General features: G+C 74.1%; 17 protein-coding genes. 13 read left to right on the top strand and 4 right to left on the bottom strand.

Translation table 11 applies throughout. The features are described from left to right. Positions 1–8: 8 nt before the first annotated feature. Complete coding sequence (locus ABD236_RS04295; protein WP_344070273.1) at positions 9–1,691, top strand: DUF885 domain-containing protein; 1,683 nt, start codon at positions 9–11, stop codon at positions 1,689–1,691. A 172-nt stretch (positions 1,692–1,863) separates the two neighbouring features. Here ABD236_RS04295 and ABD236_RS04290 read toward each other — a convergent pair whose 3' ends face one another. Next, the gene (locus tag ABD236_RS04290) at positions 1,864–2,352 is read right to left on the bottom strand and encodes a rhodanese-like domain-containing protein (protein WP_344070271.1); all 489 of its coding nucleotides are present in this window, start codon (positions 2,350–2,352) and stop codon (positions 1,864–1,866) included. A gap of 94 nt (positions 2,353–2,446) precedes the next feature. Here ABD236_RS04290 and ABD236_RS04285 point away from each other — a divergent pair, with 94 nt between their 5' ends. Next, positions 2,447–2,893: an Lrp/AsnC family transcriptional regulator gene (locus ABD236_RS04285; protein WP_344070269.1), complete on the top strand. Its 447-nt coding sequence runs from the start codon at positions 2,447–2,449 to the stop codon at positions 2,891–2,893. Between the two features lie 49 nt (positions 2,894–2,942). Here the strand turns inward: ABD236_RS04285 and ABD236_RS04280 are convergent, their stop codons facing one another. The 3 genes from ABD236_RS04280 to ABD236_RS04270 form a co-directional block, all read right to left on the bottom strand. Next, positions 2,943–5,957 (bottom strand): AAA family ATPase, encoded by a 3,015-nt coding sequence (locus tag ABD236_RS04280; protein WP_344070267.1) that lies wholly within the window; start codon positions 5,955–5,957, stop codon positions 2,943–2,945. Continuing rightward, on the bottom strand, positions 5,954–7,165 hold the full coding sequence (locus ABD236_RS04275; RefSeq protein ID WP_344070265.1) for an exonuclease SbcCD subunit D: 1,212 nt from the start codon (positions 7,163–7,165) through the stop codon (positions 5,954–5,956). The genes ABD236_RS04280 and ABD236_RS04275 overlap by 4 nt, the downstream gene beginning before the upstream one ends. Positions 7,166–7,235: 70 nt before the next feature. Further along, entirely contained in the window at positions 7,236–7,862 is a 627-nt protein-coding gene (locus tag ABD236_RS04270) for a YigZ family protein (RefSeq protein WP_344070263.1), read from the bottom strand. Between the two features lie 471 nt (positions 7,863–8,333). On the opposite strand from ABD236_RS04270, the gene ABD236_RS04265 reads away from it, so the two are divergent. The 11 genes from ABD236_RS04265 to ABD236_RS04215 all read left to right on the top strand — a co-directional run bounded on the left by ABD236_RS04265 (position 8,334) and on the right by ABD236_RS04215 (position 18,885). Further along, entirely contained in the window at positions 8,334–8,918 is a 585-nt protein-coding gene (locus ABD236_RS04265) for a hypothetical protein (RefSeq protein ID WP_344070261.1), read from the top strand. After that, complete coding sequence (locus tag ABD236_RS04260; protein ID WP_344070259.1) at positions 8,905–10,608, top strand: GH3 family acyl-acid amido synthetase; 1,704 nt, start codon at positions 8,905–8,907, stop codon at positions 10,606–10,608. Before ABD236_RS04265 ends, ABD236_RS04260 begins: the two co-directional genes overlap by 14 nt. A gap of 73 nt (positions 10,609–10,681) precedes the next feature. After that, entirely contained in the window at positions 10,682–11,539 is an 858-nt protein-coding gene (locus ABD236_RS04255) for a class I SAM-dependent methyltransferase (RefSeq protein WP_344070257.1), read from the top strand. Between the two features lie 19 nt (positions 11,540–11,558). After that, positions 11,559–12,965: an FAD-dependent oxidoreductase gene (locus tag ABD236_RS04250; protein WP_344070255.1), complete on the top strand. Its 1,407-nt coding sequence runs from the start codon at positions 11,559–11,561 to the stop codon at positions 12,963–12,965. Positions 12,966–13,011: 46 nt separating this feature from the next. Then, the gene (locus tag ABD236_RS04245) at positions 13,012–14,178 is read left to right on the top strand and encodes a hypothetical protein (protein ID WP_344070253.1); all 1,167 of its coding nucleotides are present in this window, start codon (positions 13,012–13,014) and stop codon (positions 14,176–14,178) included. Positions 14,179–14,210: 32 nt separating this feature from the next. Then, positions 14,211–15,059 carry a DUF6182 family protein gene (locus ABD236_RS04240; protein ID WP_344070251.1) on the top strand — a complete coding sequence of 283 codons (849 nt, stop codon included), beginning with the start codon at positions 14,211–14,213 and terminating at the stop codon, positions 15,057–15,059. After that, positions 15,052–15,708, top strand: a complete 657-nt coding sequence (locus ABD236_RS04235; RefSeq protein WP_344070249.1) for a LysR substrate-binding domain-containing protein — start codon at positions 15,052–15,054, stop codon at positions 15,706–15,708. Before ABD236_RS04240 ends, ABD236_RS04235 begins: the two co-directional genes overlap by 8 nt. Then, positions 15,705–16,496 (top strand): alpha/beta fold hydrolase, encoded by a 792-nt coding sequence (locus ABD236_RS04230; RefSeq protein WP_344070247.1) that lies wholly within the window; start codon positions 15,705–15,707, stop codon positions 16,494–16,496. Before ABD236_RS04235 ends, ABD236_RS04230 begins: the two co-directional genes overlap by 4 nt. After that, entirely contained in the window at positions 16,496–17,350 is an 855-nt protein-coding gene (locus ABD236_RS04225; RefSeq protein WP_344070245.1) for a class I SAM-dependent methyltransferase, read from the top strand. The genes ABD236_RS04230 and ABD236_RS04225 overlap by 1 nt, the downstream gene beginning before the upstream one ends. Before the next feature lie 83 nt (positions 17,351–17,433). Next, on the top strand, positions 17,434–17,841 hold the full coding sequence (locus tag ABD236_RS04220; RefSeq protein ID WP_344070243.1) for a CoA-binding protein: 408 nt from the start codon (positions 17,434–17,436) through the stop codon (positions 17,839–17,841). 174 nt (positions 17,842–18,015) lie between these two features. Then, positions 18,016–18,885, top strand: coding sequence for an alpha/beta fold hydrolase (locus ABD236_RS04215; protein ID WP_344070241.1), 870 nt, complete (start codon positions 18,016–18,018; stop codon positions 18,883–18,885). Positions 18,886–18,982 lie beyond the last annotated feature (97 nt).

Below are 18,982 nucleotides of genomic sequence, written 5' to 3'. Positions count from 1 at the left end.
TGTGGTCCATGCCAGACACTTCCAGCAGCGTGCTGCCCCGCCAGGTCGCCGACGCCCATGTCGACGCGCTCATCGAACTCGACCCCATCACCGGTACCTATCTGGGTGTGCGCAAGAGCGCCCGGCTGCTTCCGGACTTCACGCCCGCCGGGCAGGCGGCCGTGGCCGCGCTCGCCCGTGCGACGCTGGCGCGGCTCGACGAAGCGGAGCGGACACCGGGCGCCGACAGCGACGCGGAGCGGCGCTGCGCCAGACTGCTGCGGGAGCGCCTGACGTCCGAACTCGCCGTGCACGAGGCACAGGAGGGCCTGCGCTCCATCAGCAACCTGCGCTCGCCCGTCCACTCGGTGCGCCAGGTGTTCACCATGATGCCGGTCGCCGACGAGGCGGACTGGGCGGACGTCGCGGCCCGGCTCACCGCCGTCCCGGCGGCCCTGGAGGGCTATCGCGCCTCGCTCCAGCTGGGACTCGACCGCAAGCTGTTCGCGGGCCCGCGCGCCACGGCGACCTTCGTCGGCCAGCTCTCCGAGTGGATCGGCACGGACCGCAACTGGTTCCAGGAGTTCGTGGCGCCCGGCCCCGAGGCCCTGCGCGCCGAACTGGACGAGGGCGCGCGCGTGGCGGGCGAGGCGCTGGTCGCGCTGCGCGACTGGCTGAGCGAGGTGTACGCGCCCGCGATCGCCGGGGCGCCGGACACGGTGGGCCGTGAGCGGTACGCCCGCTGGGTGCGCTATTTCAACGGGACGACGCTGGACCTGGACGAGGCGTACGCGTACGGCTGGTCCGAGTACCACCGCATCCTCGGGGAGATGAAGGCCGAGGCCGACAAGATCCTGCCGGGCGCGGGTCCCTGGGAGGCGCTGGCCCACCTCGACGAGCACGGCACCCACATCGAGGGCGTGGAAGAGGTCCGCGAGTGGCTCCAGGCGCTGATGGACGAGGCGATCGCGGCCCTGGACGGCACCCACTTCGAACTCGCCGAGCGGGTACGGAAGGTGGAGTCGCACATCGCGCCGCCCGGCAGCGCCGCCGCGCCCTACTACACGGGCCCCTCGGAGGACTTCTCGCGCCCCGGCCGCACCTGGCTGCCCACGATGGGTGAGACCCGGTTCCCCGTGTACGACCTGGTCTCGACCTGGTACCACGAGGGCGTTCCGGGCCACCACCTCCAGATCGCGCAGTGGCGGCACGTGGCGGACCGGCTCTCGCGCTACCAGGCGACCATCGGCACGGTGAGCGCGAACGCCGAGGGCTGGGCGCTGTACGCCGAGCGGCTCATGGACGAGCTGGGCTTCCTGCCCGACCCGGAGCGGCGGATCGGGTATCTGGACGCGCAGATGATGCGGGCGTGCCGGGTGATCGTCGACATCGGCATGCACCTGGAGCTGGAGATCCCGCAGCACTCGCCGTTCCACCCCGGCGAGCGGTGGACGCCGGAGCTGGCGCAGGAGTTCTTCGGCAACCACAGCGGACGGCCCGCGGACTTCGTGGAGAGCGAGCTCACCCGGTATCTGTCCGTGCCCGCCCAGGCCATCGGGTACAAGCTGGGCGAGCGCGCCTGGCTGATGGGCCGCGAGAACGCCAAGAAGCACCACGGCGACGCGTTCGACGCCCGCGCCTGGCACATGGCGGCGCTGTCGCAGGGCCCGCTGGGCCTTGACGACCTGGTGGACGAGCTGTCCAAGCTCTGACGGCTGCCCCGTGGGGGCGGCTTCGGCAACACGGGGGCGGGGGCCCGCGGGGGTGGCTTCAGCAACACGGGGCGGGGCCCCTATGGGGGCGGCTTCGGCAACACGGGGGCGGGGGCCCGCGCCCGGCCCACCGCCCCCGTGGCCTCGCAGGGTCGCCGCCGCGGCCGGTGCCTCAGCAGCCGCAGTTGTCCGCGCCGACGGGCGCGGTCAGCGGGTCGGACTCGCGCGTCTCGCGGCCCTCCCAGGTCTCGAACTCGAAGCCCTCGCGCACCCAGTACTCGAAGCCGCCGAGCATCTCCTTGACCTGGTAGCCGAGTTCGGCCAGGGCGAGGGCGGCACGGGTGGCGCCGTTGCAGCCGGGTCCCCAGCAGTAGGTGACGACCGGCACGGACTTGTCGAGCAGCTGCTCGGCCTGCTCGGCGATCAGCGCGGTGGGCAGGTGCACGGCGCCGGGGACGTGGCCCTGGTCCCAGGCCTCCGTGGAGCGCGAGTCCAGGACGACGAAGCCCGGCTCGCCGCCCTGGGCCAGCACGGACGCCACGTCGGAGACATCGGCGTGGAAGACCAGGCTGGCGCGGAAGTAGGCGGCGGCGTCGGCGGGCGCGGCCGGGGCGACGCGCAGGACGGGGTTGGCGGCGGTGGCGAGCTGCGTTGTTGTCATGGCCAGAAATCTACGGCTCATGATCAACCGTCGGAAGGTCCGATCCCCGGAACATCTCTTGATTCGCCGGGGATTTCACTGTTGTCTGGCAGCCATGACCGAGTATTCCCCGGACGCCACCGACTGGCGCATCCTGGACGCCCTCCAGCGGGACGGCCGGGCCACCTTCGCGGAGCTGGCCCGCGCCGTCGCCATGTCCCCGAGCGCCGTGACGGAGCGGGTGCGGCGGCTCGAAGAGGCGGGGGTGATCTCGGGCTATACGGCGGTCGTGGACCAGGAGAGGCTCGGCCGGGGCATCCTCGCCTTCGTACGGCTGCGGTATCCGAACGGCAACTACAAGCCGTTCCACGACCTTGTGGAGGCGACTCCCGAGATCATGGAGGCGCACCACGTCACGGGCGACGACTGCTTTGTGATCAAGGTCGGCGCGCGCTCGATGAGCCACTTGGAGGAGATCTCCGGGAAGATCGGCGCGCTGGGGTCGGTGACGACCAGCGTCGTCTACTCCTCGCCGCTGCCCCGCCGCGCGATAGGCCGCTGAGCGCCCGGGAGCGGGACTTCACGGCGGGCGGGGGCCCGAAGACAGGCCCTCAGTCCCCCGCCCCCGCGTTCCGGTGCCGCACCCGCGACCCGTCGCGCTCCTTGACGACCTCCAGCTGGACGGGGATGCGGCGGCGCAGATCGCCGACATGGCTGACGATGCCGACGCTGCGGTCCCGTTCGCGCAGCGAGTCCAGGACGTCGAGGACCTCGTCCAGGGCCTGGTCGTCGAGGCTGCCGAAGCCCTCATCGATGAAGAGCGTGTCGAGGCGTACGCCCCCGGCCTCGTCGGTGACCACGTCGGCCAGGCCCAGGGCCAGCGCGAGCGAGGCGAAGAACGTCTCGCCGCCGGAGAGCGTGGCGGTGTCCCGCTCCCGGCCCGTCCAGGCGTCGACCACATGCAGACCCAGCCCGGAGCGGCCGCGTCCGCCCCGGGCGTCGGAGTGCACCAGGGTGTAACGGCCGCCGGACATCCGGCTCAGCCGGGCCGTCGCGGCCGCCGCTACCTGCTCCAGACGGGCGGCCAGTACGTACGACTCCAGACGCATCTTGCGCTCGTTGTCGGCGGAGGTGCCCGCGGTGAGCCCGGCGAGGCGGGCCACCCGGTCGTACTCCTCGCGCAACGGCCCGATCCGGCGTGTCTCCGCCGCGGCCTCGCGCCCCAGCCTGCCGAGCTCGGCGCAGCGGGCGCGCGCGGCGGCGAGCACCGAGGCGGCCTCGCGCAGGGCGCGCTCCACGCGCGCGTGGGCGGCCTCGGCCTCCTGGGTGCGCGCGGCAGGGCGGGCGGCTGCCGCGACCGTGTCGGGCTCGGCGAGCCGGTCGGCGACGGCCGCCTCCTCGCGCTGCCAGTCGTCGAGCCGGTGCTGGAGCTCACTCTGCTGCCGGTCGTCGAGGAAGGCGTCCGCCGCTGCCCGAGGGGTGTCGAACCCGGCGCGGAAGGCGGCTTCGGAGAGGCGTCCGTCGGCGTCCTTGAGCCGCTGGGCGCTCACCTCGACCTCCCGGACGGCCTCGGCCGCCGCGGCGAGCAGCCCGGCCCGGTGATCGAGCAGCGCGGCCTGCTCGGCGACCGTGCGCGCCTCGCCCCGGGCCGCTGCCAACTCCCGCTCCAGACCGGCCTGCTCCCGGTCGATCTCCTCGCGCCGTGCCGTACGCGCCGACACGCGCTTGTCGGCCTCGCGCTGCTGCGCCAGACGGCGCTCGTGCTCGCGCTCGGCGCTCTCGAAGGCCTCCCGGGCGGCGTGCAGCCCGGCGGCCAGCGCACGGCTCTCGCCGAACTCCGCCTCCCACTCCCGCACCTGGCCGTCCAGCACGGCGAGCGGCTCCGTGCCCGCCTCCGCGCTCACCGCCGCGAACCGCTCCCGTACGGAGGCGAGGGCGCGCTCGGCCTCGGCGCGGGCCTCCTCGGCCTGCCGGTAGGCCTCGTGGGCGGCCTCCTCCGTCGTACGGTCCACCTGGCCGGTGGTGGCGCGCGCGGGGGCGGGGTGCTCGGGCGAGCCGCACACGGCGCACGCCTCACCGTCGCGCAACCCTGCCGCGAGCTCGGCCGCGATGCCGCGCAGCCGCTCCTCGCGCAGGGCGAGCCAGTACTCATGGGCGGTGTTGGCCTGCTCCCGGGCGGAGTTCTGCCGTTCCTCGGCCGTGGCCACCCGCAGCTGGAGCGCGTCGCGCTCGCGCGCCGCCGCCAGGCGCCGCCGGGCCGGTTCCAGCCGGCCCGCCAGCTGTTCGGTGCGGGTGGCGGCCAAGTGGGAGGCCTCGACGCGCTCCTGGTGCCGTCTGCGCTCGCCCTCCCAGGAGGCCAGCCAGCCGGCGGCGTCGAGGAGCAGCTGCTCGTCGGCCCTGGCCTGGCGCTCCAGCTCGGCGCGCTCGGCGGTGATCTCGGCGCTGCGGGCCTCGGCCCGGCGGGCGGCGTCGAGCGCGCCCAGCTCCTGGCGCATCTGCCGCTCCAGCGCGCCGAGTTGCTCCGCTCCGGCCTCGGCCAGGTCGGCGGGGAGCAGGGCGCGGGAGCGCTCGCGGGCCGCGGCCGCCGTGTGGTGCTCGCGCTCGGTCTCCGCGCGCAGCGCCAGGGCGGGGGCGACGAGGTCGGCCTTGCGGGCCCGCTCCAGCCGCTCCCTCACGGCGGCGCGGCGGGGCTCGGCCGCCGCCAGCTCGTCGGCGCGGCGGCGGGCGTCCGCGTACCGGCGCTGGAGCTCGGCGAGGCGGCGCTCGTCGTCGAGCGCGATACGGGCGGCGGCCTGGCGGCTCTCGGCCGCGGCCAGGGCGCACTCCGCGACGGCGAGCCGCTCGCGGGCCCCGGCGCGCGCGACGGCGGCCCACTCAAGGACGGCCTCGGCGAGGCCCGGATCCCCGGGGCGATGGTCGGGCAGTGGCCAGTCGCGCGCGTCCGGGCCGTCCCCGGCGGCCTGCGCCATGCGCTGGGCGAGGTTGAGAAGCCGCGCGTCCCCGGCCCTGACCTGCTGTTCGGCGGCGCGGCGCAGCTCGGCCAGGCGCTCTTCGACGGCGGCGAAACGGCCGGTGTCGAAGAGGCGGCCCAGCAGCTTGCCGCGCGCCTCGGCGTCGGAGCGCAGAAACCTGGCGAAGTCCCCCTGCGGCAGCAGGACGACCTGGCAGAACTGCTCGCGGCTCATCCCGACGAGCTGCCCGATCTCCTCCCCCACCTCCTGGTGGGAGCGGCTGAGCGCCTCCCAGTCGCCGGTCGCCGCGTCGTACTCGCGCAGCCAGGTCTGCGCCTTCTCGGTGGTGAAACCGCTGCCGCGCTTCTTGGGCCGGTTCTGCTGGGGGCGCCGGGTGATCTCCAGCCGCCGGCCGGCGACGGTCAGGTCGAGCAGGACCTCGGTGACGGTGTCGGGCGCCGCGTGGTCGCTGCGCAGGACGGCGCCGGGGCTCTGGCGGGCGCCGGGGACCGCTCCGTACAGCGCGTAGCAGACGGCGTCCAGGACGGAGGTCTTGCCGGCTCCGGTCACCCCGTGGAGAAGGAAGAGCCCGGCGGCCGAGAGCGCGTCGAAGTCGACTTCCTGGGTGTCACCGAAGGGGCCGAAGCCGGTGGCGCTCAGCCGGTGCAGCCTCATCGGGCCCCCTCCCGCCCGGCGCCGCGCGCGGACGCGCCCTCGCGCGCGTGGTCCCGGGTGAGCGCCGACTCCACCCGTACGTCGTCGAAGGCGCCGCGCAGCACCGCACGCTCCCGCTCGTCCGGGCCGCTGCCGCCGCGCACATGGGCCACGAAGTCCTCCGCGATCTCCTGGTCGGTGCGGCCCTGGAGGCGTCGCGCGTACGAGGCGAGCGGGTCCTCGGGGGCGCGGTCCGGCTCGAAGACCAGGCTCAGCGCGTGCGGAAAGCGGACCGCGAGACGGGCCATCGCGTCGTCCGGGCGGACCGGGTCGGTGAGGGTCGCCTCGACCCACGCGTCCTCGTGGGGTTCGAGGGCGGGGTCTTCGAGCAGATCGTCGAGCCGGCCCCGGATGCGCGCGAGCGGGCGCGGGACCGGGCAGTCGATCCGCTCGGCGGCGACGGCTCCGTCGGCGCCGAGGTCGACCAGCCACATCGACTTGCGGTGGATGGCCTCGGAGAACGAGTACGCCAGCGGGGAGCCCGAGTAGCGCACGCGGTCGGAGAGGGTCTGGCTGCCGTGCAGATGGCCGAGCGCCACATAGTCGACGCCGTCGAAGACGCCCGCGGGCACGGCCGCGACCCCGCCGACCGTGATGTCCCGCTCGCTCTCGCTCGGCTCGCCGCCCGCGACGAAGGCATGGGCGAGGACGACGGACCGGGTGCCTCGCGCGCGTGCCGCGAGATCCGCCCGGACCCGCTCCATGGCCGCGCCCAGCACCTGCTCGTGCCCCGCCTTGGCGGTCTTGAACTCGTCGCGGACCAGGGCCGGTTCGAGGTAGGGCAGCCCGTAGAAGGCCACTTCCCCGTGGGCGTCGGACAGCAGCACCGGGGTGGCGCACGCCGCCGGGTCGGTGCGCAGATGGATGCCCGCCCGCTCGATGAGCCCCGCGCCGACGCCGAGCCGCCGGGCCGAGTCGTGGTTCCCGGAGATCATCACCGTCGGCACGCCCTCGTCGGCGAGCCGGTGGATGGCGCGGTCGAAGAGCTCGACGGCCGCGAGCGGCGGCACGGCCCGGTCGTAGACATCGCCTGCCACGAGGACCGCGTCCACGTCGTGCTCGCGCGCCGTCGCCACCAGGTGGTCGAGGAACGCGGCCTGGGCGTCGAGCAGGGCGACCCGGTGGAACGACCGTCCCAGGTGCCAGTCCGACGTGTGCAGGAATCTCATGATCCCCGAGGGTATCGGTGGGGTCGGACATCCCGGGTGGCAACTGCCTTACCGGTACGGCTCGCAGCGCTCACGCGTCCCCGTACGCCTCTCCGCCGAGCTCCAGCGTCGCGGTGCCCGCGGTGACGTCCGCGAGCCAGCGCCGCAGGGACTCCACGTCCGCCTCGGGGATGGCGACCTCGATGGTGACGGCCTCGGCGTAGCGCACCTCGCGCACGGCGCGGCCGGTGGCCCGCAGGTCGTTCTCCAGCTTGCCCGCGCGCTGGTGGTCGACGGTGACGGTGGCCAGCCGGTAGCGCCGGCGCACCACGGTGCCGAGCGCGTCCAGGGCTTCGCCGACCGCTCCTCCGTAGGCGCGGATGAGCCCGCCGGCGCCGAGCTTCACCCCGCCGTAGTAGCGGGTGACGACGGCGACGGTGTACCGCACCTCGCGGCGCGTCAGCATCTGGAGCATCGGGACTCCGGCGGTGCCGCCCGGCTCGCCGTCGTCACTGGCCTTCTGTACGGAGGCGTCGGCCCCGATGACGTACGCGAAGCAGTTGTGGGTCGCCGTCGGGTGCTCCGCGCGGACGCGCGCGATGAAGTCCTGCGCCTCCTGCTCGGTCGCGGCGGGCGCGAGCGCGCAGAGGAACCGCGATCGGTTGACCTCGGTCTCGTGCACGCCCTCGCGGGCGATCGTCCGGTACTGCTCCTGCATACGGCCACCCTATGCGGTGGCGCGCCCTCGACCTGCGGGTCGCGGCCGGGCCACGGCCCGAGGGCGAGGATCCGGGGGTCGTCCCGTGGGCGCGGGTGACGGATGTCACCAGCCACGGGGGGCGCGGGGCAGCCTCGGGAGGCGAGGGGCGCGGTCCCGGGCCGGGCCGGCGGGCCTCGGACGGCATACCCGGGCACAGCCTGATGGATGTCGGACGGCACACCCGGGCGACGACCGAGTGGACTCCCAGGTGACGACCCAAGCGACGACCCGGTGGACACCAGCTGAACCTTCGTTCGCCCCTCCCCCTTGATCCTCAACTCTCCCTATAGGCACCTCACGCAGGCTGCGGGGAGGAGTCGTGCCACAGCAGAGAGTGCGCCGGTTCGTAAGGAGCAACCCGATATGTCATCAAACCTCCCGTTATTCTCCGTCCTCCTGGGAGGCGATTACGCGGGCAAGTCATCGGCGATGTCCAGGCTCGCGGGAGGCCCGGAGCCCGTGCGGATCGTCTCGGTGGACGATCGCTTCCTCGCCGACCGGCACGCGCTGATCGGCCGGCTGCGGCGCGATGTGGTCAAGGACGTGGCCGCCCCGGACGGCGCCTACTCGCCGGACTTCATGGCCAGCATGCTCCAGACCGCCGTGGTGCACCTGCGCGACCAGCTCCTCACGGCGGCGGACGCCGCCGACGGACAGCCACTCCTCGTCGACTCGTACTACTACAAGATCCTCGCGAAGTGCCGCCTCGCGGGAGTGCGCGAGAACCCCATGTACGACTGGTGGCGCTCCTTCCCGCAGCCGCGCCACGTCGTCTTCCTCAAGGTCGCGCCGCAGGAGGCCTGGCGCCGCAGCCGCCGGGGAACGCGGCTCAACTCCCTCGAACACTACGGCGAGCGCCCGAACCGGACGTCGTTCGAGCGGTACCAGACCGACCTGGAAAAGCTGATGTGGGACGAGATCCGCTCCCTCCCGGTGACGGTCGTGGAGCAGCAGAGCTCCCCCGAGCTGACCGCCGACGCCGTACGGGAGGCGGTCTGCCATGACTACGTCTGAGCCCCTCGGGGACGGTCGGTCCTGGCCGGATCCGGAGCGGGTGGGGCGGTACCGGGCGCGGGTGTTCGCCGAGCGGGACAGGCTGCGCGCCGCGTTCACCGACCCCGGCGCACAGCAGCGGCGCGTCCTCGCGGACCTGCTCGCCTTCAACGCCGACACCGCCTACGGGCGCGCCCACGACTTCGGACGCGTGCGCACCCTGGACGACTGGCGCAAGGCCGTGCCCGTCCAGGACTACAGCGCCCTGGCCCCCTGGATCGAACGCGCCGCCGCCGGCGAGGACAACGTCCTCACCGCCGACAGGCCCGCCCTCTTCTTCACCAGCAGCGGCACCACCGGCAGCCACAAGAAGATCCCCGTCACCCCCCGCTTCATGCACACCACCTTCTTCCCCTTCTACTACGCCGCCTGGGCCCCCCTGATCACCCACTTCCCCGACGTCCTGGCCCGCCCCGACGCCGTCCTCAACCTCAAACACGACCCCCTCACCACCCCGCCCACCACCGCCTCCGGCAAACCCCACATCGGCGCCAGCCAGGCCGACTTCGGCACCCGCTTCGGCGAACCCCTCTCCGCCGAACCCGGCACCCACGCCCCCTGGGCCACCCTCCCCACACCCCTCGCCCCAGACGCCCACCTCGACAAGACGTACCTCCGCCTGCGCATGGCCGTCGAAAGCGACATCCGCTGCATCATCGGCATCAACCCCGCCATGGTCGCCGCCCTCCCCCACCAGCTGAACCTCTGGTGGGAGCGCATCGTCCGGGAGGTGCGCGACGGCACCCTGGGCGGGCATCCGTTCCGCTCGCCCAACCCCGAGCGTGCCCATGAACTCGACCGCCTCGCCGCGCACTTCGGTCGAGTACGGCCTGCCCACATCTGGCCCCACATGCGCGCCCTGTTCTGCTGGACCACGGGCCTGGCCTCGCTCTATCTCCCCCGGCTGCGCGAGGAGTTCGGGCCGGGCGTCACGCTCCTGCCCGCCCCCGTCGCCGCCTCGGAGGGCCCCACCGGTGTCGCCCTCGACCGGCACCCGACCGCGGGAAGCCTCGTCGTCACCGCCTCCCTGTACGAGTTCGCCGACGCCGACCAGGACCTCACCCCGGACACGCCCACCCTGCGACCGGACGAGCTGGAGCCCGGCCGCGACTACCACACGGTCTTCAGCCACGTCGGCGGCCTCTACCGCTACGCCGTGGGCGACGTCGTCCGCGTCGTCGACCACGAGGACGGCGTGCCACGCCTCGAATACACCGGCCGCAGCACCCTCTCCAACGTTGCCGGAGAACGCCTGCGCGACGCCCACGTCCTGCGCGCCCTCACCACCGCCCTCACCGCAGGCGGCCTCGAACTACGCAACGCCGCCTGCCGGGTGGTCACCCCCGACCACCATGGCACCCCCGCCTACCAGTTCGCCCTCGCCCCGGCCATCCCGTGGAGCGACGCCGAGACCGACGTTTTCCTGACGCGCCTCGACCACGCCCTCGCTCGCGAATCCCCCGGCTACCACCAGGCGCGCACCCGGCTCCGCCTGGGCGCCCCCACAGCCCTGCGGCTGCACCCGGACGCCTTCCTCGACGACTGGCACGCCACCGTCGCGACCGGTGTACGCCCCACCCAGGTCAAGGACCGGCTCTTCCGCCAAGACCCGGCGCATTGGCAACGACTCACCGACGGGAAGGGTTCCTGACCCTCCAGGCGCGGCCCCGTCCCCCGCTGCGGGCCCCGCACTCCACCCATCCGACCGAAGGAGACGAGAGCCCGTGACCGAGTTGCTCGACGCCGTCGAACGCACCGCCCTGCTCACCGCCGCCCTGCGCGCCGCGGAGACGCGTCGGCCCGATCGCATCTATCAGGATCCGTACGCGGACGCGCTCTGCGGGGAGATCGGCCCGGAGCTGCTCGCGGAGATCCGGAAGGCGACGTTCCCGGCGGACGCCTCCCGTACGCTCCCCAGCACGCCCGACTACAACGCGATCCGCACCCGGTTCTTCGACGACTACCTCCAAGAGGCGGCCCGGGACCCTCAGATGACGCAGATCGTGCTCGCCCCGGCGGGGATGGACTCGCGCGCCTACCGGCTGAACTGGCCCGAGGGGCTGCGCTACTACGAGGTCGACCGGCCCGCGGTGCTGGCGTACAAGAAGGAGCGGCTGGCGGGTGTCGAGCCGCGCACCGACCACCGCACGGTCGCCGTCGACCTCACCTCGCCCGACTGGGAGCGGGACCTGATCGCCGCCGGCTACGACCCCGCCCTGCCCTCCACCTGGCTGCTCGAAGGGCTGCTCTACTACATCCCCGAACACGACACCCACCGCATCCTGGAGCGCGTCGCCGCGATCTCGGCGCCCGGCAGCCGCATAGCCGCCGACATCGTCAACTCGGCAGCCCTGACGCTCCCTCATATGCGTGGTCTGCTGGACATCTTCGCGGGGTGGGGCTGCCCCTGGCTCTTCGGTACCGATGAGCCCGAGGCGCTCTTCGACAGCTTCGGGTTCTCGGTGCAGGCGCTGCAACCGGGCGAACCGGGCGCGGACTTCGGACGCTGGCCGGATCCGGTCCCGCCGCGCCAGGAGGCGGATGTGCGCCGGGTGTTCTTCATCCACGGTCGGCGGCGCTGAGATGGCGAATGCTCTGGTCGTGGGGGGCAGTGTCGCGGGCCTGGCCTCCGCGCTCGCCCTGGCGGGGTCCGGTCGGCGGGTCGTGGTCCTGGAGCGCTCCGCCCCGCCGCCCCGGGGTGCGATGGCCGATCTGCACACCCGCTGGCAGCGGCCGACCGTGCCGCAGGCCCAGCACTCCCACACGCTGACCTCGCTCGGTGTGCGCACTCTGCGCACTCGCGCGCCCGAGGTGCTGGAGCGCCTCGTCGCCGCCGGCGCCCCGATGTTCGACCTCACGCGCGCGTTGCCGCAGGGTGCGACCGACCGCGCGCGCGAGGTGGGGGACGACATGCTGGTGGCGCTCGGCTGCCGGCGCACCACGCTCGAACTCGTCCTGTACCGCGCGGTCGAGGCCCTGCCGCAGGTCGAGATCCGGCACGGCACGACCGTGCGCGGGCTGCGGCTGAGCGCCGACCGGCGGTCGGTGCGCGGTGTGGTCACCACGGACGGCACCCATCTGGCCGCCGATGTCGTCGTGGACGCCACCGGCCGCCGCGCGGCCGCCCGTGGCTGGCTCACGGACGCCGGGGTTCCGGTGGCCGCGGACCTGACCAGTCCCGGTGGGCTGCGCGGCTTCACGCGCTTCTACCGGCTCAGAAGCAGTTCGCTGCCGGGCCCGCTGGGCCGGGGCCATGCGGCCGGTGACATCTTCGGCCACTACGCGGGCGTGCTGCACCCCGGCGACGCGGGCACCTTCGCGATCGCCCTGGGCACCCTGCCCGGCGACACGGAACTGGACCGGCTGCGCCAGGCCGACGCCTTCACGGCCGTCGCCCGTGCCACTCCGGGCCTGACCGCCTGGCTCGACGACGCCGTCAGCGCGCCCATCTCCGCCGTGAACGTGATCGCGGGCCCGGCCAACGCGCTGCGCGCCACCGCCGTACGCCCGCCCGTGGCGGGCCTGTTCCCGGTCGGGGACGCCGCCTGCGTCACCAACCCGCTCTACGGGCGCGGGATGTCGCTGGCACTCGCGCAGGCCTTCGGCCTCGCCGACACGCTGGCCACGCACCCCGCAGGCCAGCGGTCCGAGGCCGCCGCCGAGTTCGCCGACGTGCTGCTGCGGCCGTGGTACGAGCACGCGGCGAGCGTCGACCGGGAGCGGATCGGCCGCTGGAGCGCCGTCGTGCACGGCCGGCCGCTGCCGCCTGCCGACGCCGGCTGCCCCAACACGTCCATCCGGGCGGCCGCCACCCAGGACGGCACGGTGTGGCGCGGGCTGACGCGCGTCCTGATGGGGCTGAGCACCCCGGACGAGGTGTTCGGGGACGAGAAGTTCCGGCACCGGGTGGCCCAGGCGCCCCGTGCCACGGTTCCGGCGAGCACGGCGCCCCTGCCGCGCCAGGTCCTCCTGGGCGCCCTCGCGGCGGCGGAAGGAGCGCCCTCGTGACGTCCTTCTGTCGCCGTGCCGCCTCCCGGGCGGAAGGCGGGCGCCCGTGACCGCCCCCGCCGCCGTCTCCCCGCCCGGCTCCCGGCCCGTGGAGGGAACACGCCGCCGGGTGCTGCTGGCCCCGGTCACGATCACGCCCTCCAAGCCGCTCACCCCGTCCCACCTGAAGGGGCTGTTCTGGACGGACGTCATGTACCGGGCGACCGCGTGTCTGGCGGACGTCGACTACCGGTTCAGCCACTCCACGTACCACCTCACCGAACAGACCCTGGCCTTCTGGGAGTTCCTGGACCGGACGCAGGGGGACACCGGTTACGCGGAGCTGACCGAGGACGACATCGGTTCGCTGTACGTACGCCACCGGGCAGCGGCGGACCGGGCCCCGGCCGCCGCGCTGCGGCCGTACGCCGACGCCGTCGAGCACCACGGCTGGGTGCACCCGGCGGCCACCCGCGTGCTGGAACTGTGGCGCGGGCAGTACGCCCGCCTGGGGCTGTACGATCCCGGGCTGCTCGCCCACCAGCCGCCGGGCCTCGGCCTGGAGGAGACGCTGGAGCGGCTACGCGCGCGTGGCCTGTGCCTGGACCACCGGGGGCTCGGCGGCCCGGTCTACCTCGACCTGACGCGGCACGGCCTGCCGCTGCGGCAGATCGTCACGGCCGACGGCCGCCCCAACTACCTCGCCTGCGCACTGCGCGAACTCCTGCCGCTCGCGCCGGACTACGACGAGCTGGTGTTCCTGTACGACCGCGATCTCGACCCGGACTACCAGCTCCTCGCGCGCGTGCTCGCGCCGCTGGGCCCGGTGGTCCACCGGGTGCCGGTCGGGCGGGTGCCCGTGGACGGCGAGATCCGCTCGGCCCGGGCGGGCGGCTGGCGGGGCCTGGACGCGGCCTCGCTGATCGAGGCGGCCGCCGCCGACCACGACGAGGCCGCGATCCAGCTGGGCATGCGGCTCTACTTCATCGCGACGCTGGGCCCGGGCCAGTCCCAGTCCCATCGGCCCGATCTGCTGCACCAGTGCCTCGGGCGCGCCGGACGGCTGCTGGCCGGTGCGCCCGACACGGCCGACGCGGACCTGCCCGAACGGCTGGGCGTCCACCGCCGTGACCACACCTATGTGGACCCGTACCGCCTCACCACCAGCCTGCTCGGGCGGCGCCGGACCGCACCCGCGCGCGATCTGCTGAGTGGGGTGTTCCTGTGCCCCTGACCCCTCACCCGGCTCCCCCGGCGAGTCGTCCCGTGGCGGTGACCGGGCACCGGGTTCCGTCCGCGCGCCTCGCCGTGCCCCTGACCCAGCAGCGGCTGCACGCCGAGGCCTTCCGTCGGCTCCAGCGGATCCGTCCCGAACTGGCGCCCGCCGAGGGCGAGTCGGATCTGGCCGCGCTCCTGGCGGCGCGCACACGGGTGGCCGAGCGGCCCGACGCCGACGCCGTCCAGGCGGTGGCGGTCGTGCGGCACTTCGACCCCGCGGCCTGGATCCGCGACGCGTCCGCCTTCGCTCTCGGGCTCACTCCCGACGCGGCGACGGCCTGGCGTCGCTCATTCACCCGAACGGTGTACCTGGCCGGGAACCCCGCGAACCTGCTGGGGCGTTACTCATTCGACCGCCTGGCCGAGGACGGGTCGGTCGGCTGGTGCGGCCCGGCACCGGCCGGGAGCAGTGCGGGGCTGCGCCGCCTGCTCAAGCTGTTCCAGTCCACGGCCGCGTTCCCGGTGGGCCCGCCGAGAACGGTCACGGTCCCGGCCCCGACCGCCAGTCGGGGTGCACCAGGGCCGCACCGGCACGCGCCGCCCCGGTCGGCCGCGCCGCCGTCCGGCCCCCCGCCGAGGGCCGGAAGCCACCGCGACCTCTATCTGGCCGCCTCGGGGGTTCCCGTGCCCGAGGCGCTCGTCCACCTCAACCACCTCGTGGTCGAGGCGGCCCTGGACGGCCTGATCACGCCGGGCGACCGGCTGACCCTGCGTTCCGTCCCCGGCCTCACCGGCGCGACCGCGCCCTTCGCCGCGCTCCGCGTCGATGTCGACCGCACCCGTCCCGACCGGCTCCGCGCCTTCGCCGCACTGACCGAGGAGACACCTGATGACTGATCCCACCGCCACTTCCCCCGCCGACGGCGCCCCGGCCACGCCGCGGATCCGCCTGGGCATCCATGGCTCGCCCGACCTGGCCACCGCGATCGTCCGTGCGGCGGGCCGCGACGAGAGCGAGGTCGAGCTGGTCGGTTACGACGTGGCCGACCCGTTCCGGGGCCTGCGGGCCAAGGAGCTGGACGTCATGATCGTCAAGTACGGACTCCAGGAGCCCGACCTGGTGGTGAGCCGGCCGGTGGCGCTCGACCCGCGCGCGGTGATCGTCGGCGCCCACCACCCGCTCGCCACGCACGCGTCCGTGTCGGTGGAGGAAGTCGCCGCCTACGAAGGCTTCCGCTGCCCCGGCGCCTTCCCGGAGTACGTGTGGGACGAAGTGGTGCCGCCGCGCACCCCCAAGGGCCGCAGGATCCGGCGGGCGTACGAGATGGGCACGGTGAAGGGGCTGATGGGGACGCTCTCCGGGACCGATGCCGTGCATCTGACGTTCCAGTCCCTGGAGGCCGTCGCGCCGCCGCTGATGAAGGTCATCCCGATCTCCGACCTGCCGCCCGCGCCGGTCTCCCTGGCCTGGCTGCGGGAGCCCGAACCGGCCGCGCACACGGCCAGGTTCGTCGCGGACGCCGAGAGCGGAAGCACGGCGCGATGACGGCGGCGAACGGCAAGGCGCCCGTGGTCCTGCTGCACGCGCTCGCGCTCGACTCCTCGATGTGGGACGCGCAGAGACAGGCGCTGGAGCGGCGCGGCCACCTCGTCATCGCTCCCGACCAGCGTGGCTTCGGCGCCGTTCCGCTAGGCGACGGGCCCCCTTCGCTGGACACGGTCGCCGACGACCTGGCCCGGGAGCTGGACCGGCGCGGCGTCGAGCGCGCGGTGCTGGCCGGGGTGTCGATGGGCGGCTATGTGGCGATGGCCTTCCTGCGCCGGCACCCCGGCCGGGCGCTGGCGCTCGCCCTGGTGTCCACGCGGGCGGAGGCGGACGACGAGGCGGCGCGTACGGCACGGGAGGGCTTCGTGGCCCTCATGGCGGATCCGGTGAAGGGCCCGGCGGTGATCGAGGCGACGGCTCCCCAGCTGGTCGGCGTCACCACTCGGGCCGAGCACCCGGAGGTCGTGGACCGGGTTCGCGGCGCCGTGGCCCGGGCGGCTCCCGCGTCGCTGGCCTGGGCCCAGCGGGCCATCTCGGGGCGGCCGGACGCCATGGACGTGCTGCGCGGCACCGACATCCCGGCCGTGGTGATCCTCGGGGAGGAGGACGGCCTGGTGACGGAGGCGGACACGCGGGCCACGGTCGAGGCGCTGCCGCAGGGGCGGCTGGTGGTCGTCCCGCGCTCGGGACATCTGCCGCCGCTGGAGGCACCGGATGCCGTCCAGGCCGAGCTCGAGGCCCTCATCGAGGAGCTGGAAGCGTCCACGGCGGAAACGGAGGTGCGCTGATGCTGACCGAGGACCACCGGGCCTGGGGGTTCACCACCTCCACCGGCCTGGGCTTCACCCACCACACCATTGTCGACGCCCACTTCGAGGCGTGCCGGGAGGTCTATCTCGGTCTGCTCGGGCAGGCGGGCATCGAGCCGGGGGCGCATGTCCTGGACGCGGGCTGCGGCGGCGGGGACTTCCTGCCCCGGCTGGCCGATCTGGTGGGCCCTGCGGGGCGGGTCTCGGCGGTGGACCTGGCCGAGGAGAACGTGGCGCTGGCCGGCGAGCGGCTGGCCCAGTGGTCCCCGGCGTGCCCCGTGGACGTCCGCCGCGCGGATCTGCTGGAACTGCCCTTCGCGGACGACACGTTCGACGCGGTCTGGTGCGCCAACACCGTGCAGTATCTGAGCGACTCCGAACTGGCCCTGGCGCTGCGTGAGTTGAGACGAGTGGTGCGGCCCGGCGGCACCATCGCGGTCAAGGACCTGGACGCCCATCTGATCACGGCCCGGCCGGTGGACCCGTATCTCTTCTCCGACTTCTTCCGTGCGGCCGGACGGACCCCCGGATACGCGGCCCAGCTACTGCGCACCCGTGACCTCTACCGCCATCTGAGGGCCGCAGGCCTGGTCGAGGTGCGGCAGCGGACCGTGCTGATCGAGCACTTCGCCCCGCTGACCCCGCAGGCCAGGGCGTTCTACGCACCGACCTGCGCCCGGCTCGCCGAGCAGGCCCTGGCGCTGGGGCTGAGCGACGAGTGGCACCGCCTCGCGGACCCGGACGCGGCGGACCATCCGCTCGACGGGCCCGACGGATACATCAGCGAAGGAAACGTGCTGGCAGTGGGCACGGTGCCGGAAAACGGTGCCTGACGAGCGGGAATTCCCGGAGGCCGTCGCTCGTTCTGCGGGAGAGGAGCACAACTAACGGACCTGTGGTCCGCAGGAGGCACGGAGTGAGCACCGAGCAGGAGACCATTCGCAGGATCCTGACCGAGACCGGGGACACCTGGGCGGTCGTGGGTCTCTCGTCCAACGAGCGCCGCGCGGCGTACGGGGTGGCGGCGGTGCTTCAGCGGTTCGGCAAGCGGATCGTGCCCGTGCACCCCAAGGCCGAGACGGTCCACGGTGAGCAGGGGTACGCGTCGCTGGACGCGATTCCCTTCAAGGTGGACGTCGTGGATGTGTTCGTGAACAGCGAGCTGGCCGGGGACGTGGCCGACCAGGCCGTGGCGGCCGGCGCCAAGGCGGTCTGGTTCCAGCTCGGGGTGATCGACGACGCGGCGTACGAGCGGACGCGGGCGGCGGGGCTCGACATGGTCATGGACCGGTGCCCGGCGATCGAGATACCGAAGCTGGGCTGAGCCCGCACGAAGCTGAGCTGAACGCGCCCCAGGTTCCGCCCGCCCCCGGCCCCGACCCGGCCTACGGGCGCCTTGCATCCCCGCCTCATACCCCGTCGTCCGCTGTACCGGGCGTTCCGGCGCGCTCATACTGGCGCCATCCCCCGGGCCGAACGGACTTACGGGAGGCGCCCCTTGCCGAAGCTCATCCGCACCCCGGACGGCCGGAACCTGGCGGTCGAGAGCCGGGGGCACCCCCTGGGCAGGCCGGTGTTCCTGCTGCACGGCACTCCGGGCAGCAGGCTCGGCCCGGCCCCCCGCAGCACCGTGCTCTACCGGATGGGGGTGCGCCTGCTCACGTTCGACCGCCCCGGGTACGGGGACTCCGACCGCTGGCCGGGGCGGCGGGTCGTGCACGCGGCGCAGGACGTGGTGGCCATCGCCGACGCCCTGGGCATAGGCGAGTTCGCCGTGGTGGGGCGCTCGGGCGGCGCGCCGCACGCGCTGTCGTGTGCCGCGCTGCCGGCGGGGCGGGTGGTGGGCACGGTGGCGCTCGTACCACTGGCGCCGCGTGACGCTGACGGGCTCGACTGGTTCGAGGGCATGACCGAGGACAACGTCCGGGCGTACACCATCGCGGCGGGCGGGCCGGAGGCGGTGACGGCCGTCTTCGAGGAGCGGGCGGACGAGATACGGGCGGATCCCCGGGCCACGGTCAGCGCGATGCACGCGATGGTGCCGGGGCCGGACCGGAAGGTGCTGAGCGACGCGGCGATCCGGGCGCTGCTGGTGCGTAACTTCGCGGAGGGGCTGCGGTGTTCGGCCGACGGGTGGGTCGACGACATCCTGGCGTTCGCGGCGCCGTGGGCGTTCCGGCCGGAGGACATCCGTACGCCGGTGCTGCTGTGGCATGGCGCGCAGGATGTGTTCGCCCCCGCGCCGCACGCCCGGTGGCTGGCCTCGCGTATTCCGGGCGCGCGGCTCGAAGTGCCGCGGGATGCTGCGCACTTCGGGGCGCTCGCGGTGTTCACTCGGGCCTTGTGCTGGGCTGTGGACCGATTCTGAGGCGGTCGTCTCGGCTGCGGGCCCGCCGTGGCCGGGCGTGCAGTTCCCCGCGTGACGCTTCGCGGGAGTGCGGTCTTTTCGGCTGCGGACCGGCCCT

Origin of the sequence: Streptomyces crystallinus, assembly GCF_039521265.1 — a bacterium.
In the GTDB taxonomy this organism is placed as follows: domain Bacteria; phylum Actinomycetota; class Actinomycetes; order Streptomycetales; family Streptomycetaceae; genus Streptomyces; species Streptomyces crystallinus.
The sequence above is the reverse complement of the archived record's forward strand: the minus strand, read 5'-3'. Positions and strand labels throughout refer to the sequence as shown.